Here is a 25,484-nt window from a genome sequence, read left to right as displayed (position 1 = left end):
CCCGGGCCCCGGTCTCCCCGGTCAGCGGCGGTGCATGGTCTCCAGTGCGGCGGCCAGCACATGGGGGTCGTGGTGGCCCTTGTAGACCGCGGGCGGATGCTTGTTGAGGCCGAGGAGCCGGGCCACCGCCGTCCAGGCGGTGCGTACGGAGTACTCGACGGTGAAGACGACGTCGTCCGGCACTTCGGCGAACTGCCCGATGAAGGCGAGGTTGACCGAGCCCTCGGGGACGACATGGGGCCGGTCGTCGCGGCGGCGGACCAGGAACTGGCTGGTGATGTACGGCATCACACAGGGCACGACGGTGGACGTGGCCAGGACGCGGTCCACGACCTGCTCGTCGAACGGCAGATGGTGCAGGACCTCCTCGAGGATCTCCCGGCCCGAGCACATCGTCATCGGCTTGGGCGTGTGATGGCCCGCGCGGCCGGGGAACATGCCGTAGCCCCACCAGACCGAGACGCCTTCGGGCTGGTCGCGGTAGACCGGCTGACGGTTGGCCACGATGGTGAGCAGCCAGTTGGAGTCGGTGAACGTCATCAGGCCGCCCCGGCCGGTCTCGCGTCCGCTGAATTTCTCCAGCGCGTCCAGGAAGGCCGGATCCTTCGCGGTGACGGTGAAGGACTCCCAGCGGGACTCCTTGATGTGCTTGTCGAAGGCGGCCGGGTCGCCGAAGTCCTCACGGCCCCGGGCCAGCCGGTGCCAGAGCAGCCAGGCGTCCGAACGACGGGGATGCGGGGGCGGCGCGCTCGTGTGCGAGCCGAGGCTGGAGGCGTCCGTCATGGAGCCGTTGGTGACCAGGACCAGGTCCTCGGGGGACACCGGGATCTTCTCCTCGCGGCCGCCCCGGTACAGACAGATCGTCTCGACCGTGGTGCTCCGGTGCCCGGGCGCCAGCGGCAGGTCGGTGACCTGGCAGCCGGTGTGGAAGACGACGCCGCGCTCGCGGAGCCAGGCGGTCAGCGGCAGCACGATGGAGTCGTACTGGTTGTAGCGGGTCCGGTGGAAGCCCGACAGGGAGGCGAACTCGGGGAAGAGATGCACGAACCGCCGGAGATAGCGGCGGAACTCGACCGCGCTGTGCCAGGGCTGGAAGGCGAACGTGGTGCACCACATGAACCAGAAGTTCGTGGTGAAGAAGTGCTCGCCGAAGCAGTCCGTGATCCGCTTGCCGTCCAGATGTCCCTCGGGGGTCGCCAGACAGCGGACCAGGTCCAGCCGGTCGCGCTCGGAGAGCCCCATCGACCGGGTATCGATGATCTTCCCGTCGCCGTCGACGAGGCGTGCGATGTCGTCCCAGGCAAATTCCTCGCGCCCGGCGAGGATCTCCTGCGTGACCGAAATCGACGGGTCGTCCAGGGTGGGGATGCCGGACAGGAGGTCGTAGGTGCAGCGGTACTCCGCCTCGAACATCCGCCCGCCGCGCATGGTGAAGCCCGTGTCGGCCGTGCCGCCGGCATCGAGACTGCCGCCGGTCTGCCGCTGCTGCTCGAAGAGCTGGATGTCCGGCCCGGCGAAACCGCCGTCACGGATCAGGAACGCCGCCGCGGCCAGTGCCGCGATGCCGCTGCCCACCAGATACGCCTTCGCCATCAGAACTCCTCGTTGCCCGGACCGGGAACCGCACCTCCACCCTTTCGCGTGACCGCGGGCGGCGTCAGTGGGCCGTCCGGTACCCGTGGGGTCCGGACGGCCCGGGGGAACGCGACCGCTCGGCTCACGCGGAGCGGGGGCCCTCCGCGTCCTCGCCCCCGCCGACGGGCCGGGACGTCCGGAAGGCGCCGCGCCACGGCGGGACATCGGACCGGTGGCCCTGGTGCCAGGCGCGGGTGACCTTGTCGGTCTGGCGGCGCAGCCGGTCCTGGAGCCGGTCGACGAGCTCGTGACCGGTGGCCTCCTCGGCGACGACGACCACCTCGTGCCTGCCGATGTGCAGGGCGGCCGTCGCCGACCACGGATGGTCGGCATGATGGGCGGCCGCCTTGGTGATCCGCACCTCGCCGGTCACCGCGGGCAGACCCGACCGGGCCACCACGGCGTCGATCTTCGTACGGGCGTACGTGAGGGTCTCCTCGTCCACGGGGCCGGTCGAACGGAGCAGAACGGCGGGAGCACCCTGGGTGTTGTCGCTGGTCATGTCGGTTCCTTTCGCGCGGAGTTCGATGTGGTTCAGGCCGCCTCGGCGGGCAGCCACAGGTCGGGTCCGAAGACCTCGTAGCGGATGTTCCGGGCGGGAACACCGGCGTCCAGCAGCTGTCCGCGTACCTCGCGCATGAAGGGCAGCGGGCCGCACAGGAACACCGTGGCGCCGTCCGGCAGTTCGATCCCGTTCAGGTCCATCAGGCCGGCGCGGGCGTCGGCCTCCTCCACCCCGGGGCGTTCGTACCAGAAGACGGCACGGGCGCCCGGCAGCCCCTCGACGAGCTGCCGTGTCTCGGTGCGCAGGGCGTGGTCCTCGGGGGAGCGGTCGGCGTGCAGGACCAGCACGGGGCGGGCCGAACCGGTGGCGGCGAGGTGGGCCAGCATGCCCGTCATGGGCGTGCAGCCGATGCCCGCCGAGACCAGCACGACCGGGTCGGCGGCGTCGGCCGGGTCGTCGAGGACGATGTCGCCGAAGGGCGCGGAGAGAGTCAGTTCGTCCCCCTCGCGGACCTGCTCGTGCAGGAGGTTGGAGACCTCGCCGCCCGGTGCCTCGTCGGTGCCGTCGACCCGCTTCACCGTGATCCGCCGCAGCTCCCCGCCCGGATCGGCGGACAGGCTGTACTGACGCAGCTGGAGTATCCCGTCGGTCATACGGACGCGGACGCTCACGTACTGGCCCGCGCGCGCCCGCGGCGCCGGTGCGCCGTCGGCCGGGCGGAGCAGGAAGGACACCACGTCCGGGGTCTCGGTGCGGCGCTCGACGACCGTCCACCGCTGCCAGATGCGGCCCGGCTGCGTGCCCGCGTCCTGGTAGAGGCGGGCCTCCTGCGCGATGAGGGCACCGGCCATCAGCCAGTACACCTCGTCCCAGGCGGCCGCCACCTCCGGGGTGACCGCGTCGCCCAGGACCTCGGCGATCGCGCCGAACAGGTACTTGTGCACGATCGTGTACTGGTCGTCGGTGACCCCGACCGCGGCGTGTTTGTGCGCGATCCGTCCCAGCAGGGCGTCCGGGCGCGTCTCGGGATGGTCGAGGAGCGCGGTCGCGAAGCCGGCGATCGACCCGGCCAGCGCGCGGCGCTGGGCGCCACTGGCCTGGTTGCCGCGGTTGAACATGCCGTCGAGCAGCTCCGGCCGGTCCCGGAACATCGCCCGGTAGAAGCGCGTGGTGATCTCGTCGAGCGCTCCGCCCACGGCGGGGAGGGTGGCACGCACGACGGCGGCGGATTCTGCGGACAGCATGAGGCCTCCTGGGCACGGAATCGGAGGGGAAGGTCACCGCGTCTCAGGGGCGGCGATCTCCTGTCTAGCAGGCGACCGACCGCGTTTCGGCGCCGTTTTGCCGCCCTCCGCCGAGCCGGGACCAACGGCTTACCGACTCGGGACCTTCGGGTCGGCGGACGGTGCCGGAACAGGGCCGGACGGCCCTTTGGGACGACCCGGGGGCCTACTGGCCGCCGTTCCACTCCCGGTACGCCTCGACCGCCGTGGGCAGGGTGGGGAAGATCCGGTCGTTGCCGACGCTGTCCGCGAGGCCGTAGGCCTTCAGGTCGTCCAGCAGGTCCTGCTTGACCCGGGCGAGGGCGAAGACGATGCCGCGGTCGGTGAGTTCGCGGCGGAGCTCGTCCACGGCGTCCAGCGCGGTGATGTCGACCTCGACGTTCGCCTCCGTGTTGAGGACGAACCAGCGCACCGGCTCCGTCTGCCCGTCGACGGCCGCCCGTGCCCGGCGCCCGAAGTCCTCCGCGTTGGCGAAGAACAGCGGGGAGTCATAGCGGTAGATCAGCAGGCCGGGAATGGTGCGGGCCTGCGGATAGTCGTCGACGTCGTGCATGCCCGCCAGGCCCGGCACCAGCCCCTCTACGGCGTCGTGCGGCCGGGCCACCCGGGTGAGCAGCTCGGCCACCGACAGACCGACGGCGACCAGCACGCCGTACAGGATGTCGAGGACGAGCACGCCGGCCAGACAGCCGAGCGCCAGCAGCAGTTCCCTGCGGCGGAAGGACGCCAGTTTGCGGAATCCCGCCAGGTCGATCATGCGCAGGGCGGCGTAGACGACGAGCGCGCCGAGGATCGCGGTCGGGGTGCGGGTGAGCAACTGGCTCAGGAACAGCAGGACGGAGAGGACGGCCGCGCCGGCGACCAGTGAGTACGCCTGGCTGCGGGCGCCCGCGGAGGAGGCGAGCGCGGTGCGGCTGGCGCTGCTGCTGACCGGGAAGCCGTGCAGTGTGCCGGCGCCGAAGTTGGCGGCGCCCAGGGCGAGGAACTCCTGGTTGGCGTCCAGCTCGGTGCCGTCGTCGGCGCCGGTGAAGGCCCGTGCGGTGAGGATGAAGTCGGTGTAGCCGACGATGAGGACGCCGAGGGCGGGCAGCAGCAGCTGCGGCAGATCGGTCAGGTCCGGCACATCGAACTCCGGCAGCCCGGCCGGGACCTCGCCGATCACCTTGATGTCGTAGCGGTCCTCGAGCTCGAAGACCACCACCGCCGCCGTGCCCAGCACCAGGGCGAGCAGCGGGCCGGGTACGACGGGGAAGTACCGGGTGACGGCGAGCAGGAAGGCGAGTTCGACGGCCGAAAAGAGCAGGGTGGGCCAATGGATGTCCGCCAGGTTCGTCACGAACGACCACAGCTGGGCGAAGAAGGCGTCGCCCTCGGTGTCCACGCCTGTCAGCTTGGGCAGCTGGTCCACGATCATGATCATCGCCACGCCGGCCAGATAGCCGATGAGGACCGGACGGGACAGCAGATCCGCGACGAAGCCGAGCCGCGCCGCCCACGCCACCACGCACAGCAGACCGACCGCGATCGCGAGCGCCGCCGCCAGCGCGGCGTACCGGCCCGGATCGCCGGCCGCGAGGGGGCCCACCACCGTCGCCGTCATCAGCGCGGTCGTCGACTCGGGCCCGACGGACAGCAGGCGCGAGGAGCCGAGCACCGCGTACAGCCCGAGCGCGGGCAGGATCGCCCACAGCCCGGTGACCGGCGGCAGCCCGGCGACCCCCGCGTACGCCATCACCTGGGGCACGAGATACGCGGCCACCGTCACTCCGGCCAGTACGTCGCCCTTCAGCCACGAGCGGCGGTAACCGATGAGCGGGACGAGGCCGGGCGTCAGACGGCGCCACTTGACGACACGGGCGCCCCAGCCCTGGGCCATGACTCTCCTTCCACCGGGTGATCACAGGATCCACCGCCGGACCCGCGACCGCGAGCGGGAACCCGACCGGATTGCCAACACGCCGTGCCGACAGGGCCGTTCAGCCCTCGGCCGCGGACCTTCGGCACGGCGCGAAGGGGGTGCCCGTGCCGGGAGAGTGGGGTGGTGTCGGACGGGGCCCGTCGGGCCCCGCCGGGGACCTGCGGCCCCTGTCCGGCACACCCCCGCACCACCACCCTGGAAGCAGAACCAGAGTTCAGGAGGCACATCATCATGGTCCGCACCGTAGTCGCCGGTATCGACGGCTCGCCCGAGAGCCGTGCCGCCGCTGAATGGGCAGCCCGCGAGGCGAAGTTGCGCGCCCTGCCCCTGAAGCTCGTCAACGTCTGGGAACCCGTCCCCGAGCCCATGGCCCAGGCGCCGCTGCTCGGTGCCGAGACCCAGGCGCACTGGACCGAGCGCATCCCCCGCGAGACGGCCGAGGGTCTGCGCCTGCGCCACCCCGGCGTCGACATCACACAGCAGCAGATCAACGGCCGGCCCGCCGAGATACTGGCGGACGCGGCGAAGGACGCCGAGCTGCTGGTCCTCGGTTCCCGCGCGCTGGGCGGGCTCGGCGGCTTCCTCGTCGGATCCGTGGGCCTGGCCGTGATCGCGCACACCGAGGTGCCCGTGGTGCTCGTACGAGCCGGTGAGCAGGCAGCCGACGAGCACGCCATGGACCCGGCGGGCATCCCGTCCGCGGCGACCCCGTACCGCCCCGTGCTCCTCGGCCTGGACACCGACCACCCCGACGACACGGTGATCGCCTTCGCCTTCGAGGAGGCCGCCCGCCGTGGCACCGCCCTGCGGGTCGTGCACGGCTGGAACCTGCCGCCGTACTTCGCCTACGGCCTGCCCGCCGACCCCGGGCTCAACGCGGAACTGGCCCGGCAGGACGCCGCCGCCCTCACCGCGATGCTGCGCCCCTGGCGGCAGAAGTACCCGGACGTCGAGGTGGTCGAGGTCTCCCACGCCGGCAGCTCCTCCCAGCAGCTGATCGACGCCTCCCGTGAGGCCTCCCTCGTCGTGGTCGGCCGCAGGATCCGCCGCAGCCCGATCGGGGCGCACATCGGTCCTGTCACGCACGCCGTGCTGCACCACGCCGCCGCCCCCGTCGCCGTCGTCGCGCACGACTGAGGCGCGAGCAGGCGTGCGTCACAGGCTCGCCGCGTGGTCCGGGACATAGGTCTGCAGATCGCGCGGCGGGCGCTGGTAGCCGGTCGACGCGGGCCGCTCCGGCAGCTCCAGCACCGGCGGCGGCACCTCGTGGTAGGGGAAGGTGCCCAGCAGATGGGCGATCATGTTCAGCCGGGCCCGGCGCTTGTCGTCGCTCTCGACGACGTACCAGGGCGCCTCCGAGATGTCGGTGTGCACCAGCATCTCGTCCTTGGCCCGGGAGTACGCCTCCCAGCGGGTGATCGACTCCAGGTCCATCGGCGACAGCTTCCAGCGCCGCACCGGATCGTCCAGCCGGCGCCTGAACCGCTCCTGCTGCACCGCGTCGCTCACCGAGAACCAGTACTTGCGCAGCAGGATGCCGTCCTCCACCAGCATCCGCTCGAAGATCGGGCACTGGCGCAGGAAGAGCTGGTGCTCCTCCTTGGTGCAGTAACCCATCACATGCTCGACACCGGCCCGGTTGTACCAGGACCGGTCGAACAGGACGATCTCCCCGGCGGCCGGCAGATGCTCGACGTACCGCTGGAAGTACCACTGGGTGCGTTCGCGCTCGGTCGGCTTGGGGAGGGCCGCGATCCGCGCCAGCCGGGGGTTGAGGTGTTCCGCGACCCGCTTGATGGTGCCGCCCTTGCCCGCCGCGTCGCGCCCCTCGAAGATCACGACCAGCCGGGCGCCCTCCGCCCGCACCCACTCCTGAAGCCTCACCAACTCCGTCTGCAGACGCAGCAGTTCCTTCTCGTACACCTTGCGCGGCAGCGTCGCCGCTTTGTCCTCGGCCATGCCGCCTCCCCGTTTCGCACCTGGACGGTGATCCGTTCCAGCACCGTAACCGTCCGGCGGGGAACCGCGCACCAGGTACGTCCCCGGGAAGATGCTGTATCGGGCAGATGCCGAATTGCAAAATTTGGCAACTCGCTGGATGCTGGTGCGGCTGTGCCTGCCGCCGGGAGTCGCGGGCGCGGCCTCCTGGTGCCCCTGGCGGGCGTCCGCAGCAGCAGAGTCGAGGGGGCTCGCGTGTCCGTTCCGCTGTACGGCCCTGCGGTCCCGGTCGGCGAGGAGCCCGGCGTATGACCGGCTCCCCCTTCGGCGGAACCGCGCGCTGGGCCGAACGGCTGGCGCCACTGCCGCACCGCCATGTGCTCACGCTGCCGGTGGCGCCGTCCGCCGTCCGTACGGCACGTCAGACCGCGGAACGCGCCCTCGCCGAGTGGGGCATCGGCCTGACCCACCCCGTGGTCGGTCCGGCCCTGCTGATCCTCTGCGAGCTGGTCACCAACAGCGTCCGGCACGCCGCAGAGCCGTCCGGGGAGCTGACGGTGATCTACGCCTCCGGCGGTGACTGCCTGGTGCTCGCCGTGCACGACCGCGACCCGCGCGTGCCGACGCTGTACGGCCCCGCCGTGGGCGCCGGGGGACTGGCGACGGTCATGGAACTCACGCATGGCCTCGGTGGCACCGCGGTCGTACGGGCGGACGCCGACGGCGAGGGCAAGAGCATCTGGATCACGCTGCCCCTGTGACCGGGTCTGCCCTGTTTCGGCCGGACTCCCGGTCGGATTTCCGGGCCGCCGATTCGGTCCGGGCGGCGGCGCAGGCGAGGATGGTCCCCATGCGTGTGACGAGTGAGGGGACGCCCCGGTGAGTACCCCCCTGTACCAGCTCAAGGCCGAGTTCTTCAAAACGCTCGGCCATCCGGCCCGCATCCGCGTCCTGGAACTGCTCAGCGAACGCGAGCACGCGGTGTCCGAGATGCTGCCCGAGGTGGGCATCGAGCCCGCGCACCTGTCCCAGCAGCTGGCCGTGCTGCGCCGCGCGAACCTGGTCGTCTCCCGCAAGGAGGGCTCGACCGTGTACTACTCCCTGACCAGCCCCCACGTCGCCGAACTCCTCAGGATCGCCCGCACGATCCTGACGGGGGTGCTGGCCGGCCAGGCAGAACTCCTGGCGGACCTGCGCTCCGCACAGGGCGAAACGGGCCGGCAGCGCTCGGACTAGTTCCTGCCGGCCAACTTCCCCACCGCACGCGACGCCTGACACACGCGCTGCCCGCGTACCGCCCACGCGGGCGCCGCGGCGGCTTGCGATTGCGGGCTCGGCGTCGCTCGCGCGGGGCCCTGCTCTGCTCAGAGGCGAGGGCGTCCGCCCGTCGGATCGGGGCCTGCCTGCCCAGTCGCGGTCTGTCGCGGCGACGGCGTGCGGGCGCGCTGGCTGCGGTGCCGATCCAGTCGGGTGGTTCGGCCGCAGGGGGTTTCGAGGCTTGGCTTGCGCGTGATCCCTCTTCCCCGGAGGGGGAGGCGCGGCGGTTGCCCTCGGTTGAGGGCCGCTTGCCGATTTGCCGCTTGCCGCGGCGACGGCTTGCACGGCGTCTCTGGTGCGGGGCCCCTGCTTTGCGGAGGGACGAGGGCGTCCGCCCGTCGGATCAGGGCTTGCCTGCCCAGTTCCGGTCTGTCGCGGCGACGGCGTGCGGGCGCGCTGGCTGCGGTGTCGATCCAGTCGGGTGGCTCGGTCGCAGGGGGTTTCGAGGCTTGGCTTGCGCGTGATCCCTCTTCCGCGCAGGGGGAGGCGCGGCGGCTGCCCTCGGTTGGGGCCCGCTTGCCGACTTGCCGCTGCCGCGGCGACGCCTTGTACGGCGTCTCTGGCGGGGGCCCCTGCTTTGCGGAGGGACGAGGGCGTCCGCCCGTCGGATCGGGGCCTGCCTGCCAAATTGCGGTCTGTCGCGGTGACGGCTTGCACGGCGTCTCTCGCGCGGGGCCCCTGCCTTGCGGAAGGGCGAGGGCAGCCGTCCGCGGGTCAGGGCCTGCCTGCCGGATTCTGTCGGCCGCGCGGCGCCTGGTATGCGTGCTTGCTGTGTTGCCGAACCGCGAGCGTCGTTCCTGCGCGGGCCCCGCGGCGCCTTGCGATTGGGGGCTCGGCGTCGCTCGCGCGGGGACCCTCGCCCCGCGCAAGGCGGCAGCCCTCGGATCAGTGCCCGCCTGCCGCATAACCGTTCCGCCGTGACGAAGCCTGGCGCGTGGTTGCCGCGTCGACGAAGCGCCCGCGTGGCTCGGCCACGCGGGCGCTTCGGCGCACCGCGATCGCACGCCGGCTTCGTGCGCACCAGGGAGCCCATGACGTCGCGCGCCCGCCCTCAGGGCGGACGCGCGGGTCAGAGCGGCGCGCCGCAGCCGCGCACGGCTGCCGGGCTCACGGATGGGACAGGTCGAAGCGGACGTCGACCACGCCTGCGATGCTGCGGACCGCCTGGGCCAGTACCGGGACGAGTGCGCGGTCGCGCAGGGTTCCGCTCAGGGTTGCCACCCCGCCCGTCACGCCGAGCGTCACCGCCGAAGCGGTCGGTACGCGGGCCAGGACGGTCCGGCGGATCTCGTCGGCCAGTTCCTCGTCGGACCGCAGGAACACCTTGAGCAGGTCACTGCGGCTGACCACACCCTGCAGCATGCCCACCGCGTCGACGACAGGCAGCCGCTTGACGCGGCGGCGCGCCATGATGCGGGCCGCTTCGGCGAGCGGGGCGTCCGCGTGCACGGTGACGGCCGGACTGCTCATCAGCTCGCCCGCGGTCACCGCTCCCGCCTTGACCAGGTCGGCCAGTTCGCTCATCGGCCCGGTGAGGCCGCGGAACTCCTCCTTCGCCAGCAGATCGGCCTCGGACACCACACCGACGACACGGCCCTCGCCCTCCAGGACCGGCAGCGCGCTCACCTTCCACTGGTCGATGAGCTCCACGAGTTCCTTGAAGGGGGCGTCACGGCCGACGGCGACGACGGTGTGGGTCATCACATCGCTCACCGTGCGTGGCGCATGCGAAGGTTCGGACATCAGTGCCTCCTCGGGTCGCTACCTGCTGCCACTGCCGTACGGGGCGTACAGGTCCAGCAGACGGGTCCGGGTCGCCTGGAGCCGGTGTGCCAGCACCTGGCTCACCCAGTGCTCTATCGCCTGCGCGAACTCAGGTTCGTCCGCGCACATCATCCGTACGGCGACGGCGTCGAACTCATGGGCGCGCACCGGTGTGGCGGCCTCGGCGCCCAGCTGCCAGGTGTACGGCTCGAACAGCCAGGACCAGCCGACGAGGTCACCAAAACCGAGGGTCTCGATGACCGGTGACCGGCGTCCGGGCACATGCATGTCGAGGGCGACGCAACCACTGCGCACGATCCAGAACCGGTCGGCACGCCCACCCTCCTCGAACAGGCGCGTGCCTTGCGGGATGTTGACCTCTCGTGCGATGCGCATCAGCCGGGAACGGTGCTCGGCGGACAGCGACCGGAGCAGGTTCGGAGTCACGGAAACGTTCATGGCTGTCTCCAGGGGTTAGGACCATCCGCTTCCAGCGTCTGCCCGCCCGCCGCCCCGGGCCATGGGCCACCCGGTCCCCCGCGAGGGCCCTTCGGCACCGACGGCGCGCCCAGGGCCTGTCGTTCGGATCACGCCTGGGCCCACACGACGGACCCTGGCCGTCCGCCGCCCGAACGCCTCGGTCGGCCGCCCTGGTCACCGGGGCCGAACGGCCCGCGCGGGAGGGGACGCGTGGCACCCGACCCGTACGCCGACGGGCCCTGCCCGTCACCTCGGCGGGCGACGAGCATCGACAGTGCAGAGATCCTGTGCCGATCTAGGGAGAGACTGGCGATGACGGCAACGGTGACGGCCGACCCCACCAGGGCGGCCGAGGCATGGCGAGGCTTCGCAGGCACCCGCTGGCAGGAACGCATCGACGTGCGTGACTTCATCCAGGCCAACTACACGCCCTACGAGGGCGGCGCGGCGTTCCTGGCCGGCCCGACCGAGCGCACGCTCGCCGTCTGGCGCAAGGTCAGCTCCCTGTTCCCCGAGGAGCGGCGCAAGGGAATCCTGGACGTCGACCCGGGCACCCCGTCGACGATCACCTCGCACCGGCCGGGCTACATCGACCGTGACCGGGAGCTGATCGTCGGTCTGCAGACGGATGCCCCGCTCCGGCGGGCGATCATGCCCAACGGCGGTCTGCGGATGGTGCAGAACGGCCTGGAGGCCTACGGCTACCGGGCCGACCCGTTCGTCAGCCGGGTGTTCGGGACGTACCGCAAGACCCACAACGACGGTGTCTTCGACGCGTACACCCCCGAGATGCGGGCCGCCCGCAAGGCGGGCATCATCACCGGGCTCCCGGACGCGTACGGCCGCGGCCGGATCATCGGCGACTACCGGCGCGTCGCGCTGTACGGCACGGACCGGCTGATCGCAGCGAAGCGTGCCGAGCGGGCCCTGCTGGACGCGCGGCCCTCCACCGCGGACGTCATCCGCGACCGGGAGGAACTGGCCGAGCAGATCAGGGCGTTGGGCGAGCTGACCCGGATGGCGGCGACCTACCACTGCGACGTCTCCCGCCCGGCCACCAACGCCCACGAGGCGGTGCAGTGGCTGTACATGGGCTTCCTGGCGGCGGTCAAGGAACAGAACGGTGCCGCGATGTCGCTGGGCCGCACGTCCACGTTCCTGGACGTCTATCTCCAGCGGGACCTGGACGAGGGCGCCGTCGACGAGTCGCGTGCGCAGGAGCTCGTCGACGACTTCGTGATCAAGCTGCGGATCGTACGGTTCCTGCGCACCCCCGAGTACGACGCGCTGTTCTCGGGCGACCCGACCTGGGTGACGGAGTCCATCGGCGGCATCGGTGAGGACGGGCGCCCGCTCGTCACCCGCACGTCCTTCCGCTACCTCCAGACCCTGTACAACCTCGGCCCCGCCCCGGAGCCCAACCTGACCGTGCTCTGGTCGCCGCGACTGCCGGCCGGGTTCAAGGACTTCTGCGCCCGGGTGTCCATCGACACCAGTGCCCTCCAGTACGAGTCGGACGAACTGCTGCGCCCGCGCACCGGCGACGACACCGCGATCGCCTGCTGTGTCTCCGCGATGGCGGTGGGCCGGCAGATGCAGTTCTTCGGAGCGCGGGTCAATCTGGCCAAGGCGCTGCTGTACGCGATCAACGGCGGCCGGGACGAGATGACCGGCGAGCAGGTCGCGCCCGCGATGCCCGCGCTGACCGGCGAGTACCTGGACTACGACGAGCTGACGGCGGCGTACGACCGGATGCTGGACTGGCTGGCCGCCACCTATGTGAACGCGCTCAATGTGATCCACTACATGCACGACAAGTACGCCTACGAGCGCCTGGAGATGGCCCTGCACGATCACCCCGTGCACCGCTTCATGGCATGCGGGATCGCCGGTCTGTCGGTGGCCGCGGACAGTCTGTCCGCCGTCAGGTACGGCCGGGTGAAGGTCATCCGGGACGCCACGGGACTGGCCGTGGACTACGAGACCGAGGGCGACTGGCCGGCATACGGCAACAACGACGACCGCGCCGACGCGCTCGCCGCCGAGCTGGTGGACTCGTTCATGGCGAAGGTCCGCAGGCACCCCGCCCACCGCGACGCCGAGCACACCCAGTCGGTGCTGACCATCACCTCCAACGTGGTCTACGGCAAGCACACCGGCAACACCCCCGACGGCCGGCGCGCGGGTGCGCCCTTCGCGCCGGGCGCCAACCCGATGAACGGCAGGGACCGGCACGGGGTCGCAGCCGCCGCGCTGTCGGTCGCGAAGCTGCCGTACGAGCACGCCCGCGACGGCATCTCCCTGACCACGACGATCACCCCGGAGGGTCTGGGGCACCACCCGGACGAGCGTGCGGGCAACCTGGTCGGCATCCTCGACGCCTACACGGCCTCCGGCGGATTCCACATGAACGTCAACGTCCTGGACCGGGCCACGCTGGAGGACGCCATGCAGCACCCGGAGAAGTACCCGGAGCTGACCATCCGGGTCTCCGGATACGCGGTGAACTTCGTCCGCCTGACCCGGGAGCAGCAGCTCGACGTGATCAGCCGTACCTTCCACGGAGCGCTGTGAGCACCATGGACACCGGCCGGATCCACTCCTGGGACCTGTCCACCGGCGTGGACGGTCCCGGGACCCGGTTCGTCCTCTTCGTCAGCGGCTGCCCGCTGCGCTGCCTGTACTGCGCGAATCCCGACACCTGGCACATGAGGGACGGGCGCGAGGCGACCGTCGACGAGGTGATGGCCGAGATCGAGAAGTACCGCGGCTTCATCACCGCGGCCGGGGGCGGGGTCACCGTCACGGGCGGCGAACCGCTGCTCCAGTCGGACTTCACCGGTGCCGTCCTGCGCCGCTGCAAGAAGGCCGGACTGCACACCGCCCTGGACACCTCCGGCTTCCTGGGCGCCCGCGCCACCGACGAACTCCTCGCCGACACCGATCTGGTGCTGCTGGACATCAAGTCCTTCGACGTCGCCACCTACCGGAAACTGACCGGCGGCGACCTGGCCCCCACCCTGAATTTCGCCACCCGCCTGGACCGGCTCGGGGTGCGCATGTGGATCCGGTACGTCCTGGTCCCGGGCTGGACGGACGACCCGGAAGCCATCGACGGCCTGGCGAAGTTCCTGGCGGGCCTGGGCAGCGTCGACCGGGTGGACGTGCTGCCCTTCCACCGGCTCGGCGCGCCGAAGTACGAGGCCCTCGGTATCCCGTTCCCGCTGCGGGACACCCGGAGCCCGGCGCCCGAGCTGGTCCGGCGGGTCCAGGAACAGTTCCGGGCGCAGGGGCTGACCGCCGTCTGAACGCGCGCGGGGGAGTGACCCGGTCGGCCCTGTCGGGAAACGGGCTGACTGACGGAGAGTGGAAGACACGGACCGTCACACAGCTCAGACCGGCACCCCGATCCGGAAGGGATCTCTCCCATGTCCGTCGACACGCAGCAGGAGCCCGTCCAGCTCACCGACGACGAGCTGAGCACGCTGGACGCCCACTGGCGCGCAGCGAACTATCTGGCCGTCGGCCAGATCTACCTGATGGCCAACCCCCTGCTCAAAGAGCCGCTGCGCCCGGAGCACGTCAAGCCGCGGCTGCTCGGCCACTGGGGCACCTCCCCGGGCCTGAACCTCGTGCACACCCACCTCAACCGTGTCATCAAGGCCCGTGGCCTGGACGCCCTGTGCATCTGGGGCCCCGGCCACGGCGGGCCGGCGGTGCTGGCCAACTCCTGGCTGGAGGGCTCGTACACCGAGACATATCCGGACCTCACCCAGGACGAGGCCGGCATGGCCCGTCTCTTCAGGCAGTTCTCGTTCCCCGGAGGCGTGCCCAGCCATGTGGCACCCGAGACACCGGGGTCGATCCACGAGGGAGGCGAACTGGGCTACGCCCTCTCGCACGCCTACGGTGCCGCCCTCGACAACCCCGGCCTCCTCGTCACCTGTGTCATCGGCGACGGCGAGGCGGAGACCGGTCCGCTGGCCGCCTCCTGGCACTCCAACAAGTTCCTCGACCCCGTGCACGACGGCGCCGTCCTGCCGGTCCTCCATCTCAACGGATACAAGATCGCCAACCCGACGGTCCTCGCCCGGCTTCCCGAGGCAGAGCTCGACGACCTCATGAGGGGGTACGGTCACGACCCGATCCATGTGACCGGCGACGACCCGCTGACCGTGCACCGGGCGATGGCCGCCGCGATGGACACCGCCCTGGACCGGATCGCCGCCGCCCAGCGGGCCGCCCGCGAGGACGGCGCCACCGAGCGCCCCCGCTGGCCGATGATCGTGCTGCGCACCCCGAAGGGATGGACCGGCCCGGCCGAGGTCGACGGCCTGCCCGTGGAAGGCACCTGGCGCTCCCACCAGGTCCCGCTGTCCGCCGTCCGGGACAACGCCGACCACCTGCGGCAGCTGGAGGCCTGGCTGCGCTCGTACCGCCCGCAGGAACTGTTCGACGAACACGGCCGCCCCCGCGCCCAGGTGCTGGCCTGCGTCCCCGCCGGAGACCGAAGGCTCGGCGCCACCCCGCACGCCAACGGCGGACTGCTGCTGCGTGAGCTGCCGCTGCCGCCGCTGGAGCGGCACGCCGTCGAGGTCGACAAGCCGGGCGCCACACTCCACGAGCCCACCCGGGTGCTGGGCGGAATGCTCGAGGACGTCATGCGGGCCACCACCGAGCGGCGCGACTTCCGTCTCGTCGGCCCCGACGAGACCGCCTCCAACCGGCTGCAGGCCGTCTACCAGGTCAGCGGCAAGGCCTGGCAGGCCGGGACCCTGGACGTCGACGAGCACCTCGACCGGCACGGCCGGGTGATGGAGATCCTGTCCGAACACACCTGCCAGGGCTGGCTGGAGGGATACCTGCTGACCGGCCGGCACGGACTGTTCTCCTGCTACGAGGCGTTCGCGCACCTCGTCGACTCCATGGTCAACCAGCACATCAAGTGGCTGCGCACCACCCGCCGCCTGTCCTGGCGGGCCCCCGTCGCCTCCCTCAACTACCTGCTGACCTCGCATGTGTGGCGGCAGGACCACAACGGCTTCTCGCACCAGGACCCCGGCTTCGTCGACCACATCCTCAACAAGAGCCCCGAGGCGGTCCGCGTCTATCTTCCGCCGGACGCCAACACCCTGCTGTCGGTGGCCGATCACGCACTGCGCAGCCGGGACTACGTCAATGTGATCGTCGCCGGCAAACAGCCCTGCTACGACTGGCTGTCCATGGATCAGGCCAAGGCCCACTGCGCGCGGGGCGCCGGTATCTGGGACTGGGCCGGCACCGAGGACGGCACCCGGGAACCCGACGTGGTGCTCGGCTGCGCCGGCGACGTACCCACCCAGGAGGTCCTGGCGGCCGCCCAGCTGCTGCGCCGTCACCTGCCCGAACTCGCCGTCCGTGTCGTCAACGTCGTCGACATCGCCCGGCTGATGCCGCGCGAGGAACACCCGCACGGCATGACCGACTTCGAGTACGACGGCCTGTTCACCCAGGACAAGCCCGTCATCTTCGCCTACCACGGCTACCCGTGGCTGATCCACCGTCTCGCCTACCGGCGCACCGGCCACCGGAACCTGCATGTGCGCGGCTACAAGGAGATCGGCACCACGACCACGCCGTTCGACATGGTCGTCAGCAACGACCTCGACCGCTACCGCCTGGTCATGGACGTCATCGACCGCGTCCCCGGCCTCGCGGTGCGCGCCGCCGCCGTACGCCAGGAGATGGAGGACGCCCGGCAGCGCCACCACGACTGGATCCGCGTCCACGGCGTCGATCTGCCGGAGGTCGCCGACTGGACCTGGGACGGCTGACCCTTCCTCGGCGTGGAGCCGTTCAGGCGTTGGCGCGCTGATCGGTCGCCACGAGCCGGATCCCGGTGATCAGGTCGGGGCGGATACGGATCGCGTAGTCCATCGACTGCTCCACCCAGGGGTGCAGCCTGGCCCGGTAACGCGCCAGCTCCTGCGGATCGGTCACGAGATGGGCGTAGCCGGTGACCACCACGCTCCAGCCGAGATGCGTGTCCGGGTCGATGGCGTCGGCCTCGTAGGCGACGACCACGCCCGGACCGCCGGCCGGACGGGTGCGGGAGGTCAGGGCCGCGCGCTCATGGGTGCGGATGACGATGTCGCCGCCGTCCAGGATGTGGTTGACCGGGCGGACGGTCGGCAGGGCGTGCTGGGTGAAGACGACCCTGCCCAGGGAGACGCTGCCCAGCAGCCGCAGGGCTTCGTCGCTGCCGAGCTCGATGCTCTGGCGTGGTCCCGCCGTGAGGGGCCGGAGGTTTTCGAGGGTCATGGATGCTTCCGTAAGGGGTTCGTCGCTCGCTGCCGATCAGGCCAGTGGAACGCGCCGGAGCAATGGTGTGCCAGGGCCGAACGGCCCTGGCACACCTCTGCTGGGCCCTACGATGCGGCGGGGGCCTGGTCCCGCCCGTAGTAGGCCGCGCGCATCAGGTCCCGCATGTCGTCGAGCACGGGCATACGGGGGTTGGCGGGCGCGCACTGGTCCTCGAAGGCGTTGAGTGCCTGCTGGGGAAGTGCGTCGAGGAAGGTCCGCTCGTCGACCCCGAGAGCCCGGAAGGACGGCTCGATGCCCGCGGTGTCGCGCAGCCGCTCCACGGCACCGGCGAGGGACTCCACGCCCTCCTGCGGGGTGGCGGCGGGCAGACCGAGGGCGCGGGCGATGTCCTGGAAGCGCTCGGGCGCGCGGTAGTGCTCGTACTTGGGCCAGCCCGTCAGCTTCGTCGGGACGGTGCCGTTGTAGCGGATCACATGCGGCAGCAGGACCGCGTTGGTGCGCCCGTGTGCGATGTGGAAGGTGGCGCCGAGCGTGTGGGACATGGCGTGGACGATGCCGAGGAAGGCGTTGCCGAAGGCCATGCCCGCGATGGTGCCGGCGTTGTGCATCTTCTCCCGCGCCTCGGGCGAGTTCGCGCGGTCGTTCACCGCGGCGTCCAGGTGGTCGAAGATCAGCCGTATCGCGTGCAGCGCCAGGCCGTCGGTGAAGTCGTTGGCGTACACCGACACATACGCCTCGATGGCGTGGGTGAGGGCGTCGAAGCCGCTGTCGGCGGCCAGCGCCGGGGGCAGCGCGGTGGTCAGCAGCGGGTCCACGATGGCCACGCTGGGGGTGAGCGCGTAGTCGGCCAGCGGGTACTTCTTGCCGCTCGCGGGATCGGAGATGACGGCGAAGGGCGTGACCTCGGCGCCGGTGCCGGACGTCGTCGGCACGCACACGAGCCGGGCGAGGCTGCCGAGCACCGGGAAGCGGAAGGCACGCTTGCGGATGTCGGAGAACTTGTGCCGCATGTCCGCGAAGTCGATGTCCTTGCCGAGCGCGTGCTGCTCGTACAGCAGCCACATCACCTTGGCCGCGTCCATCGGCGAGCCGCCGCCCAGCGCGATGATCGTGTCCGGGCGGAAGTCGCCCATCAGCCGGGCGCCGCGCTCGACGGAGTCGATGCTGGGCTCGGGTTCGACGTTGTCGATGACCTGGATCGTCACCGGCTCGCGGCGGCGCTGAAGGACACGGGTGACGCGGTCGACGAAGCCGAGGCGGGTCATCGTCGCGTCCGTGACCACGGTGACGCGGTGGACGTCCGGCATGGACGTCAGATAGCGGATGGCCTGCGGCTCGAAGTAGATCTTGGGCGGCACCTTGAACCACTGGAGGTTGTTGCGGCGGGTGGAGACCCGCTTGATGTTCAGCAGCTGGGCGGCGGACACGTTGTTCGACACCGACGTGCTGCCCCAGGAACCGCAGCCGAGCGTCAGCGACGGCAGCAGGCTGTTGTAGATGCCGCCGATGGCGCCCTGCGAGGACGGCGCGTTGACGATCACCCGCACGGTCTTCATGCGCTTGCCGTACGCCTCCGCGAGCCCGGGCTCCTCGGTGTGGATGACGGCGCTGTGCCCCTGCCCGTGGAAGGCGACCATGTCGGCGGCCAGGTCGAAGCCCCGCTGTGTGGACTCGGCGCGCAGCACGGTCAGGACGGGGCAGAGCTTCTCACGGGTCAACGGCTCGTCCGGGCCCACGTGTCCGGCCTCCACCAGGATCAGCGAGGTGCCGTCGGGCACGCTGAAGCCAGCCTGCCGCGCGATCCACTCGGCGCTCTGCCCGACGGCCGCCGCGTTGACCTTGGGCTCGCAGCCGCCGCCCGGGGCCTTGCCGGCCGGGAAGAGGAACTCCTCCAGCTTCGCCTTCTCCTCGGGAGTCGCCAGGTGGGCGTGCAGCCCGGCGAATTCGGTCAGGGCGGCGTCGTAGATCTCCTCGTCCAGGATGACGGCCTGCTCGGACGCGCAGATCATGCCGTTGTCGAAGGACTTCGACAGCACCAGGTCGTTGACGGCCCGGCGCAGCTTGGCGCTCTTGTGCACATACGCGGGCACGTTGCCCGCGCCGACGCCGAGGGCCGGCTTTCCGGCCGAGTAGGCGGCCTTGACCATCGCGTTTCCTCCGGTCGCCAGGATCAGCGAGACGCCGGGGTGACGCATGAGCGTGCCGGTCGCCTCGACGGACGGGGTCTCGATCCACTGCACGCAGTGCTCCGGCGCGCCCGCGGCGACGGCGGCGTCGCGCACGATGCGGGCGGCCTCCGTGCTGCAGCGCTGGGCGGAGGGGTGGAAGGCGAACACGACCGGATTGCGTGTCTTCAGTGCCATCAGCGCCTTGAAGATCGTGGTGGAGGTCGGATTGGTGACGGGGGTGATCGCGCAGACAACCCCCACCGGTTCCGCGATCTCCACCATGTCCTCGATGTCGTCGCGGGCGACGACGCCCACGGTCCTCATCGGGCCCATGCTGTGGGTGACGTGCTCACAGGCGAACATGTTCTTGGCCGCCTTGTCCTCGAAGACCCCGCGGCCGGTCTCCTCCACCGCCAGGAGCGCCAGCCCGGTGTGCTGGTCGAGAGCGGCGACCGAGGCCTTCTTCACGATGTGGTCGATCTGCTCCTGGGTGAGGGTGTCGTAGTCGGCGAGCGCTTTGAGACCGGCCGCCACCAGCTGGTCCACGGCCATGGCGATGTCGGACGGCGCGTCGGGGCCGGCAGTGACCGCGGAACCGTCGTCGTGTCGGGTCATGGGGGTGCGCCTCCGTTGTCGGGCGCCGCCGGGGTGACCGGCGGCGTGCAGGCGGCATCGGCGGGTCCGTGCCGCTCCGCCTCCACCCTGGCCCGGGCCGGGTCCGCGCCCCAGACGACGATGGACCCCAGTGCGGGCCGACCGGCCCCGGCCGGGGTGGGGTGGATCGGGGGCCGTTGGTCCCTGGCCGTTCGGCCCGGATGCGGGCAGGATCTTGGTGGGTAGGAGTGTTGTCGTCCGGTGGCCGGGCGGTGGTGTGCGAGGTGTGAGAGGTGGCGTCTGATGGCTCAGGGTGAGCGGCCCGGTGACCCGATCCGGGTCTTCCTGCTGGACGATCACGAGGTGGTGCGGCGGGGGGTGCATGATCTGCTGGACGACGAGCCGGACATCACGGTGGTCGGTGAGGCGGGGACGGTGGAGCAGGCGCTGGTGCGGGTGCCGGCGTTGCGTCCGCAGGTGGCGGTGCTGGATGTGCGGCTGCCGGACGGGGACGGGGTGAGTGTGTGCCGGGAGCTGCGGTCGCGGATGCCGGAGCTGGCGTGTCTGATGCTGACGTCGTTCGATGACGAGGAGGCGTTGCTGGACTCGATCATGGCGGGGGCGTCGGGGTATGTGCTGAAGCAGATCCAGGGGTCGGATCTGGTGTCGGCGGTGCGGACGGTGGCGGCGGGGCAGTCGTTGCTGGATCCGAGTGCGACGGCGAAGCTGATGGCGCGGCTGCGGGGTGAGCAGGAGAAGGAGCCGGAGCCTGATGCGTTGCCGGGGCTGACGGAGCGGGAGCGGGAGATCCTGGCGCTGATCGGTGAGGGGCTGACCAACCGGCAGATCGGGCAGCGGTTGTTTCTGGCGGAGAAGACGGTGAAGAACCACATCTCGCGGCTGCTGGCGAAGCTGGGGGTGGAGCGGCGTATCCAGGCCGCGGTGATCGCCACCCAGGTCCAGGACCGGCTCCGGCAGGAAGGACACTGACGCCCGGCGGCACCCACTTCCTCTGAACCGCGGCAACCGCCCCCGGGGCGGGCCGACCAGGGGCGATCCCGTACGCTCCCTCTGCCTGGACCGTTACCGTGGCACAAGACCGCAACGGACGGCCGGTGGCGTGTCGAGGGATTCGGAGGACCAGCGGTGGGAAGCCCTGAGGAGGCCCGGGAGGCTCGCGTACGCCTGCCGCAGCTGAAGCTGGACGAGCTGCTGGAGGAGCTGCAGGCCCGTCTGGACGCGGCACGCGGCACACGCGACCGGGTGCACAGCCTCCTGGAGGCGGTGCTCTCCGTGGGCCGGGAACTGGACCTCGAACAGGCCCTGCACAGTATCGTGGAGGCCGCTGCGGCGCTCGTCGACGCACAGTACGCCGCCCTCGGAGTGATCGGCCCCGACGGCAAGAGGCTGTCGGCCTTCTACACCGTGGGAGTCGACGAGGAACAGATCGCGAAGATCGGCCCCTACCCCGAGGGGCACGGCATCCTGGGCGAGCTGATCCGCCGTCCCGAGCCGCTGCGCCTGGCGAAGCTCTCCGAGCATCCCGCGTCCTACGGCTTCCCGCCGCACCACCCGCCGATGAACACCTTCCTCGGCGTTCCGATCCGGGTGCGCGACCAGGTCTTCGGCAACCTGTACCTCACCGAGAAGGCGGGCGGGGCGCAGTTCGACGAGGAGGACGAGTCAGTGCTGTCGACCCTGGCCGTCGCGGCCGGCGTCGCCATCGACAACGCCCGGCTGTACGAGGAGTCGCGGCTGCGCGAGCGCTGGCTCCAGGCGAACGCCGAGATCACCCACAGCCTGATGTCCGGCGGCCAGCACGGTGAGGCGCTCGCCCTGATCGCGGAGCGGGCCATGGAGATCACCGGCGCCGCGCTGGTCGTGGTCGCCATGCCGGTGGAGGACACCGACTCGCTCACCGTGGAGCTGGCCGTCGGCCAGGGAGCGGAGGAGCACCGCGGTCTGGTGCTGCCCGTGGACGGCACCCTGGTCGGCGAGGCATTCTCCGGCGCCGCTCCCGTCCACTGCCAGGACGTCACCCGTGACAAGCGGGCCTCCGACCCGACGCCGTTCCCTCCCGGGCTCGGTGCGGCCGTTGCCGTCCCCTTCGGCACCGGTGAGGTGCTCCGCGGCGTCGTCCTGCTGGTGCGTGAGGACGGCCGGCCGGCGTTCTCCGAGAAGGAGACCGAGCCGCTGCAGGGTTTCGCCGCCCAGGCCGCGATCGCGATGGAGCTGGCGGAGCGCCGTCGGGACGCCGAGCACATCGCCATGCTCCAGGACCGCGACCGGATCGCCCGCGATCTGCACGACCTGGCGATCCAGCGGCTGTTCGCCACCGGTATGACGCTGCAGAGCGCGGGCCGTTTCATCGAGCACCCGCAGGCGGCGGAACGCGTGGTGCGGGCGGTGGACGACCTCGACGAGACCATCAAGATCATCAGGTCGACCATCTTCGGTCTGCGCTCGCACGACGGCGCGGGCGGATCGGGTCTGCGCGCCCGCGCGGTGCGGGTGGTGGGCGAGGCGGCTCCGGTGCTCGGCTACGCGCCCAGCGTGCGGATGGAGGGCCTGGTGGACACCGAGGTCCCCGGCCGGATCGCCGACCACGTGGTCGCCGTACTGTCCGAGGCCCTGACCAACATCGCCCGGCACGCCCGCGCGGACCGGGCCGCCGTGGCGCTGGAGACCGACGGCCGCGAGGTCAAACTGACGGTCACGGACAACGGGGTGGGCATTCCGCCCGAGGGCCGTCGCAGCGGCCTGCGCAACATGGCCGAACGGGCCGAGCAACTGGGCGGAAACCTCGAGATCTCCAGCCCCGACGGCGGCGGCACCACACTGGTGTGGCGGGTGCCCGTACCGGACGAGGGATGAGCCGCCGCCCCGGTGACCCTCACTCTCCGCGCCGTCAGACGGCGGCCAGAGCGCTGACACCGAGGGTCACCAGCGCCGCGGCCTTCAGCACCTCGACCGCGACGTAGACGTAGTGGGCGCGTGAGCGCGGCAGTTCCTCGCCCGCGAGCACCCGGTCACTGCGCCGGTTGAGCAGGGGCCGTACGGCTGCCAGCTGGACGGCGAGCAGCGCCGCGACCCCACAGGTGGTGACCGTGACGGGCGCGGTGGGCGAACCCGCCGCGACCGCCACGACAACAGCCGCCGCGAGAACCGATTCGGCGATGTTCAGCGCCCGGAACACCAGCCGGCCGATGCCGAGGCCCAGCCGTACGGTGATGCCCGGCGCCCGGAACTTCAGCGGTGCCTCGATGAACGAGACGGCCACGACCATGCCGAGCCAGGTGAAGGCGGCCGCACCCGTCACGGCGGCCGAGGTGGTGTTCACGCGATGTGCCTCCCGGTCCTTCCGGATTTCACAACTTCAGTGTGAACCAGGTGGTTTTGCCCTCGTCGGTGGGCCGGACTCCCCAGCTCTCGGCGAGCGCGCGGACGAGGATCAGACCCCGTCCGGATTCCTCGACCTCGGTGGCGATACGGGGCTGGGGCAGATGCGGGCTGCGGTCGCTGACCTCGACGGTGAGGTCGGTGGCGGTGCGGGACAGATGCACCGCGATCGGGCCCTCGGCGTGCTGGACGGCGTTGGTCAGGGTCTCCGAGAGCAGAAGCAGAGCGTCGTCCGCCGTGTCCGCGCAGCTCCAGGCAGCCAGGGCCTTGGTGAGGAACGCGCGTCCCTCGGGGACGGAGCCGGGCACGGCGGGCAGTTCGGTGGCGAGGGTGGCCAGCGGGGCGGCCGGCAGCTGGGCGAGCAGCAGGGTGACGTCGTCGTTGTGAGACTCGGCATCCGGCAGCAGGCTGGCCAGTACATGCTCGGCGGCGGTCTCCAGACAGGGGTTGCCGGTGAAGAACTCGTCGAGGACGGTGGTGAGTTCGCTGATACGGTTCTCGATGTCGCTGCCGGGCGTCTCGATCAGGCCGTCGGTGTAGAGGACGAGGGTGGCGCCGGGCCGGATCTCCGTACTGGACTGCTGGTAGAGCACCCCGCCGACACCGAGAGGCGCGTTCACCGGTGCGGACAGGCAGTGCACGCCCTCGCCGGTACCGGCCACCAGGATCGGCAGATGCCCGGCGGAGCACACGGTCACGGTGCCCGCGTCCGGGGCGATGATCAGATAGCAGCAGGTGACGAGCTGGTCGGGAACGTCGAGATCGGCGACACAGGTGTCCAGGGCCTGCATCAGCTGACGGGGCTGCATACCGGTCTTGGCGAGGGCGTGCGCCGCCGAGCGCAACTGGCCCATGACGGCGGCCGCTTCCAGCCCGCGGCCCATCACATCGCCGATCAGGACGCCGACCCGCCCGGCGCCCAGCGGAATGAGGTCGAACCAGTCGCCGCCCACACCCGCGCCCTGTGTGGCGGGCCGGTAGCGGGCTGCGGTGGCGAGGCCGGGAATGGCGGGAGGGGTGCCCATCAGACTGCGCTGCAGCGTGAGCGCGATGTGCCGCTGCTGCTCGTACAACGCGGTGAGTTCGGCCTCGGCACGCTTGCGGTCGCTGATGTCCCGGACGATGGCGCACGCGCCGACGACCGTGCCGTCGGTGTCCCGGGTCGGCCACAGGGTGACGTCGACGTCCAGCAGTTGGCCCGTGTTGGTCACGCGAAGCGTCTCGAAGTGCTCGACCTTCTCCCCCTGACGCAGCCGCTCGAGGAGCACGCTGATATCGTCCCGCATCTCCTCGGGCGCCAGGACGGACACATGGCGGCCGATGACCTCCTCGGCCGTGTAGCCGTAGAGGGACTGGGCGGCCGCGTTCCAGTAGGTGATGTACCCGTCGAGCGTCTTGGCGAGGATCGCGTCCTGCGACGACTCGACGAGCGCGGCGAGTTCGTTGATGCGCCGCTCGGCGGCCTTGCGGTCGCTGACGTCACGCACGGCGGCGGACACGAGCAGCCCGTCCGCGGTCTCCAGGGGGCTGAGGCTGATCTCGACGGGGAACTCGGTGCCGTCCTTGCGCAGGCCGTGCAGATCGAGCCCGGCTCCCATCGGGCGTACCTGGCGGTTGGAGGCGTAACCGTTGCGGTGCCGTGTGTGGTGGGCCCGGAAGCGGTGGGGGATCAGCAACTCGACGGGCCGGCCGAGCAGTTCCTCACGCTGAAAGCCGAACAGGGCCTCGGTCTGGGCGTTGACTAGGCGGATGGTGCCCGTGTCGTCCACGATGACCATGGCGTCCGGAGCGGCTTCCAGCAGTCCCCGGAACCGTTCCTCCTCGGCCGCCACGGTGGCACTTCCACGCCGTGTGCCGCATTGGCAGAGGAGTCCCTCCGCCGCGCCGACGGACGATAGCGGCTGCGTTTCGAGAATGTCACCCATTGTTCGCCATGCCCGTCTTGTCCGGCCGATCCGTCGTCGGCGACGATTTCAGGCACTCTCGACCCATCTGGCCCGCGCCCGTGGCGCATGTCGTTTACTGTCCGCCCCCCGGCCGAACCTGTTCGACATCGGCTCACCGTCGAATCCTGTTCTGTTCCGTCGGGTTGTTTCGCATGCTGATATAGGCAATGATGCGCATAGTCAATTAATTGCCTAGGGTCGGGTTTCGTGGCGCAGGAGGCACTGGGACCGGCG

At 71.0% G+C, this 25,484-nt stretch carries 19 protein-coding genes; 8 read left to right on the top strand and 11 right to left on the bottom strand.

Annotated elements, in window-relative coordinates; all coding sequences use genetic code 11:
• Window positions 1-21: 21 nt before the first annotated feature.
• The 4 genes from F7R91_RS09805 to F7R91_RS09790 form a co-directional block, all read right to left on the bottom strand.
• Entirely contained in the window at window positions 22-1,593 is a 1,572-nt protein-coding gene (locus F7R91_RS09805) for an oleate hydratase (protein WP_150946635.1), read from the bottom strand.
• Window positions 1,594-1,717: 124 nt separating this feature from the next.
• Window positions 1,718-2,137 carry a hypothetical protein gene (locus F7R91_RS09800; RefSeq protein ID WP_191971420.1) on the bottom strand — a complete coding sequence of 140 codons (420 nt, stop codon included), beginning with the start codon at window positions 2,135-2,137 and terminating at the stop codon, window positions 1,718-1,720.
• Between the two features lie 32 nt (window positions 2,138-2,169).
• Window positions 2,170-3,384 (bottom strand): globin domain-containing protein, encoded by a 1,215-nt coding sequence (locus F7R91_RS09795; RefSeq protein ID WP_150946633.1) that lies wholly within the window; start codon window positions 3,382-3,384, stop codon window positions 2,170-2,172.
• Between the two features lie 205 nt (window positions 3,385-3,589).
• Window positions 3,590-5,299 carry a SulP family inorganic anion transporter gene (locus F7R91_RS09790; protein ID WP_150946631.1) on the bottom strand — a complete coding sequence of 570 codons (1,710 nt, stop codon included), beginning with the start codon at window positions 5,297-5,299 and terminating at the stop codon, window positions 3,590-3,592.
• A gap of 273 nt (window positions 5,300-5,572) precedes the next feature.
• Between F7R91_RS09790 and F7R91_RS09785 the strand changes: the two genes are divergently transcribed.
• On the top strand, window positions 5,573-6,478 hold the full coding sequence (locus F7R91_RS09785; protein WP_150946630.1) for a universal stress protein: 906 nt from the start codon (window positions 5,573-5,575) through the stop codon (window positions 6,476-6,478).
• Between the two features lie 18 nt (window positions 6,479-6,496).
• On the opposite strand, the gene ppk2 is transcribed toward F7R91_RS09785, so the two are convergent.
• Window positions 6,497-7,300: a polyphosphate kinase 2 gene (gene ppk2 / locus F7R91_RS09780; protein ID WP_150946628.1), complete on the bottom strand. Its 804-nt coding sequence runs from the start codon at window positions 7,298-7,300 to the stop codon at window positions 6,497-6,499.
• 287 nt (window positions 7,301-7,587) lie between these two features.
• On the opposite strand from ppk2, the gene F7R91_RS09775 reads away from it, so the two are divergent.
• Both F7R91_RS09775 and F7R91_RS09770 read left to right on the top strand, forming a co-directional pair.
• The gene (locus F7R91_RS09775; RefSeq protein WP_150946626.1) at window positions 7,588-8,040 is read left to right on the top strand and encodes an ATP-binding protein; all 453 of its coding nucleotides are present in this window, start codon (window positions 7,588-7,590) and stop codon (window positions 8,038-8,040) included.
• A gap of 118 nt (window positions 8,041-8,158) precedes the next feature.
• Window positions 8,159-8,515, top strand: a complete 357-nt coding sequence (locus F7R91_RS09770) for an ArsR/SmtB family transcription factor (RefSeq protein WP_150946624.1) — start codon at window positions 8,159-8,161, stop codon at window positions 8,513-8,515.
• Window positions 8,516-9,703: 1,188 nt separating this feature from the next.
• On the opposite strand, the gene F7R91_RS09765 is transcribed toward F7R91_RS09770, so the two are convergent.
• Together F7R91_RS09765 and F7R91_RS09760 are read right to left on the bottom strand one after the other, a co-directional pair.
• A complete protein-coding gene (locus F7R91_RS09765) occupies window positions 9,704-10,339 on the bottom strand; it encodes a CBS domain-containing protein (protein WP_225320584.1) in 636 nt (211 codons plus the stop codon).
• An 18-nt stretch (window positions 10,340-10,357) separates the two neighbouring features.
• Window positions 10,358-10,819: a cyclic nucleotide-binding domain-containing protein gene (locus F7R91_RS09760; RefSeq protein ID WP_150946622.1), complete on the bottom strand. Its 462-nt coding sequence runs from the start codon at window positions 10,817-10,819 to the stop codon at window positions 10,358-10,360.
• 333 nt (window positions 10,820-11,152) lie between these two features.
• On the opposite strand from F7R91_RS09760, the gene pflB reads away from it, so the two are divergent.
• The 3 genes from pflB to F7R91_RS09745 all read left to right on the top strand — a co-directional run bounded on the left by pflB (window position 11,153) and on the right by F7R91_RS09745 (window position 16,653).
• Entirely contained in the window at window positions 11,153-13,414 is a 2,262-nt protein-coding gene (gene pflB / locus F7R91_RS09755) for a formate C-acetyltransferase (RefSeq protein ID WP_150946620.1), read from the top strand.
• A gap of 5 nt (window positions 13,415-13,419) precedes the next feature.
• Window positions 13,420-14,148 (top strand): pyruvate formate-lyase-activating protein, encoded by a 729-nt coding sequence (gene pflA / locus F7R91_RS09750; protein ID WP_150946873.1) that lies wholly within the window; start codon window positions 13,420-13,422, stop codon window positions 14,146-14,148.
• A 120-nt stretch (window positions 14,149-14,268) separates the two neighbouring features.
• Entirely contained in the window at window positions 14,269-16,653 is a 2,385-nt protein-coding gene (locus F7R91_RS09745; RefSeq protein ID WP_150946618.1) for a phosphoketolase family protein, read from the top strand.
• A gap of 22 nt (window positions 16,654-16,675) precedes the next feature.
• On the opposite strand, the gene F7R91_RS09740 is transcribed toward F7R91_RS09745, so the two are convergent.
• Together F7R91_RS09740 and adhE are read right to left on the bottom strand one after the other, a co-directional pair.
• The gene (locus tag F7R91_RS09740) at window positions 16,676-17,140 is read right to left on the bottom strand and encodes a pyridoxamine 5'-phosphate oxidase family protein (RefSeq protein ID WP_150946616.1); all 465 of its coding nucleotides are present in this window, start codon (window positions 17,138-17,140) and stop codon (window positions 16,676-16,678) included.
• Window positions 17,141-17,247: 107 nt separating this feature from the next.
• A complete protein-coding gene (gene adhE / locus F7R91_RS09735) occupies window positions 17,248-19,926 on the bottom strand; it encodes a bifunctional acetaldehyde-CoA/alcohol dehydrogenase (protein WP_150946615.1) in 2,679 nt (892 codons plus the stop codon).
• Between the two features lie 282 nt (window positions 19,927-20,208).
• Here adhE and F7R91_RS09730 point away from each other — a divergent pair, with 282 nt between their 5' ends.
• Both F7R91_RS09730 and F7R91_RS09725 read left to right on the top strand, forming a co-directional pair.
• The gene (locus F7R91_RS09730; protein ID WP_150946613.1) at window positions 20,209-20,895 is read left to right on the top strand and encodes a response regulator; all 687 of its coding nucleotides are present in this window, start codon (window positions 20,209-20,211) and stop codon (window positions 20,893-20,895) included.
• 156 nt (window positions 20,896-21,051) lie between these two features.
• A complete protein-coding gene (locus F7R91_RS09725) occupies window positions 21,052-22,779 on the top strand; it encodes a sensor histidine kinase (protein WP_150946611.1) in 1,728 nt (575 codons plus the stop codon).
• A gap of 34 nt (window positions 22,780-22,813) precedes the next feature.
• Here the strand turns inward: F7R91_RS09725 and F7R91_RS09720 are convergent, their stop codons facing one another.
• Both F7R91_RS09720 and F7R91_RS09715 read right to left on the bottom strand, forming a co-directional pair.
• Window positions 22,814-23,245 (bottom strand): hypothetical protein, encoded by a 432-nt coding sequence (locus F7R91_RS09720; protein WP_150946609.1) that lies wholly within the window; start codon window positions 23,243-23,245, stop codon window positions 22,814-22,816.
• 28 nt (window positions 23,246-23,273) lie between these two features.
• On the bottom strand, window positions 23,274-25,082 hold the full coding sequence (locus F7R91_RS09715) for a PAS domain S-box protein (RefSeq protein ID WP_230989792.1): 1,809 nt from the start codon (window positions 25,080-25,082) through the stop codon (window positions 23,274-23,276).
• Window positions 25,083-25,484 lie beyond the last annotated feature (402 nt).

This window comes from Streptomyces luteolifulvus (assembly GCF_008806595.1).
Classification (GTDB): Bacteria; Actinomycetota; Actinomycetes; order Streptomycetales; family Streptomycetaceae; genus Streptomyces; species Streptomyces luteolifulvus.
The sequence above is the reverse complement of the archived record's forward strand: the minus strand, read 5'-3'. Positions and strand labels throughout refer to the sequence as shown.

What these genes read in the sequence shown, in the direction of transcription:
- F7R91_RS09805 (WP_150946635.1), bottom strand. Translation starts at nt 1,593, where the DNA reads ATGGCGAAGGCGTATCTGGTGGGCAGCGGCATCGCGGCACTGGCCGCG.
- F7R91_RS09800 (WP_191971420.1), bottom strand. Translation starts at nt 2,137, where the DNA reads ATGACCAGCGACAACACCCAGGGTGCTCCCGCCGTTCTGCTCCGTTCG.
- F7R91_RS09795 (WP_150946633.1), bottom strand. Translation starts at nt 3,384, where the DNA reads ATGCTGTCCGCAGAATCCGCCGCCGTCGTGCGTGCCACCCTCCCCGCC.
- F7R91_RS09790 (WP_150946631.1), bottom strand. Translation starts at nt 5,299, where the DNA reads ATGGCCCAGGGCTGGGGCGCCCGTGTCGTCAAGTGGCGCCGTCTGACG.
- F7R91_RS09785 (WP_150946630.1), top strand. Translation starts at nt 5,573, where the DNA reads ATGGTCCGCACCGTAGTCGCCGGTATCGACGGCTCGCCCGAGAGCCGT.
- ppk2 (WP_150946628.1), bottom strand. Translation starts at nt 7,300, where the DNA reads ATGGCCGAGGACAAAGCGGCGACGCTGCCGCGCAAGGTGTACGAGAAG.
- F7R91_RS09775 (WP_150946626.1), top strand. Translation starts at nt 7,588, where the DNA reads ATGACCGGCTCCCCCTTCGGCGGAACCGCGCGCTGGGCCGAACGGCTG.
- F7R91_RS09765 (WP_225320584.1), bottom strand. Translation starts at nt 10,339, where the DNA reads ATGTCCGAACCTTCGCATGCGCCACGCACGGTGAGCGATGTGATGACC.
- F7R91_RS09760 (WP_150946622.1), bottom strand. Translation starts at nt 10,819, where the DNA reads ATGAACGTTTCCGTGACTCCGAACCTGCTCCGGTCGCTGTCCGCCGAG.
- pflB (WP_150946620.1), top strand. Translation starts at nt 11,153, where the DNA reads ATGACGGCAACGGTGACGGCCGACCCCACCAGGGCGGCCGAGGCATGG.
- pflA (WP_150946873.1), top strand. Translation starts at nt 13,420, where the DNA reads ATGGACACCGGCCGGATCCACTCCTGGGACCTGTCCACCGGCGTGGAC.
- F7R91_RS09745 (WP_150946618.1), top strand. Translation starts at nt 14,269, where the DNA reads ATGTCCGTCGACACGCAGCAGGAGCCCGTCCAGCTCACCGACGACGAG.
- F7R91_RS09740 (WP_150946616.1), bottom strand. Translation starts at nt 17,140, where the DNA reads ATGACCCTCGAAAACCTCCGGCCCCTCACGGCGGGACCACGCCAGAGC.
- adhE (WP_150946615.1), bottom strand. Translation starts at nt 19,926, where the DNA reads ATGACCCGACACGACGACGGTTCCGCGGTCACTGCCGGCCCCGACGCG.
- F7R91_RS09730 (WP_150946613.1), top strand. Translation starts at nt 20,209, where the DNA reads ATGGCTCAGGGTGAGCGGCCCGGTGACCCGATCCGGGTCTTCCTGCTG.
- F7R91_RS09715 (WP_230989792.1), bottom strand. Translation starts at nt 25,082, where the DNA reads ATGGTCATCGTGGACGACACGGGCACCATCCGCCTAGTCAACGCCCAG.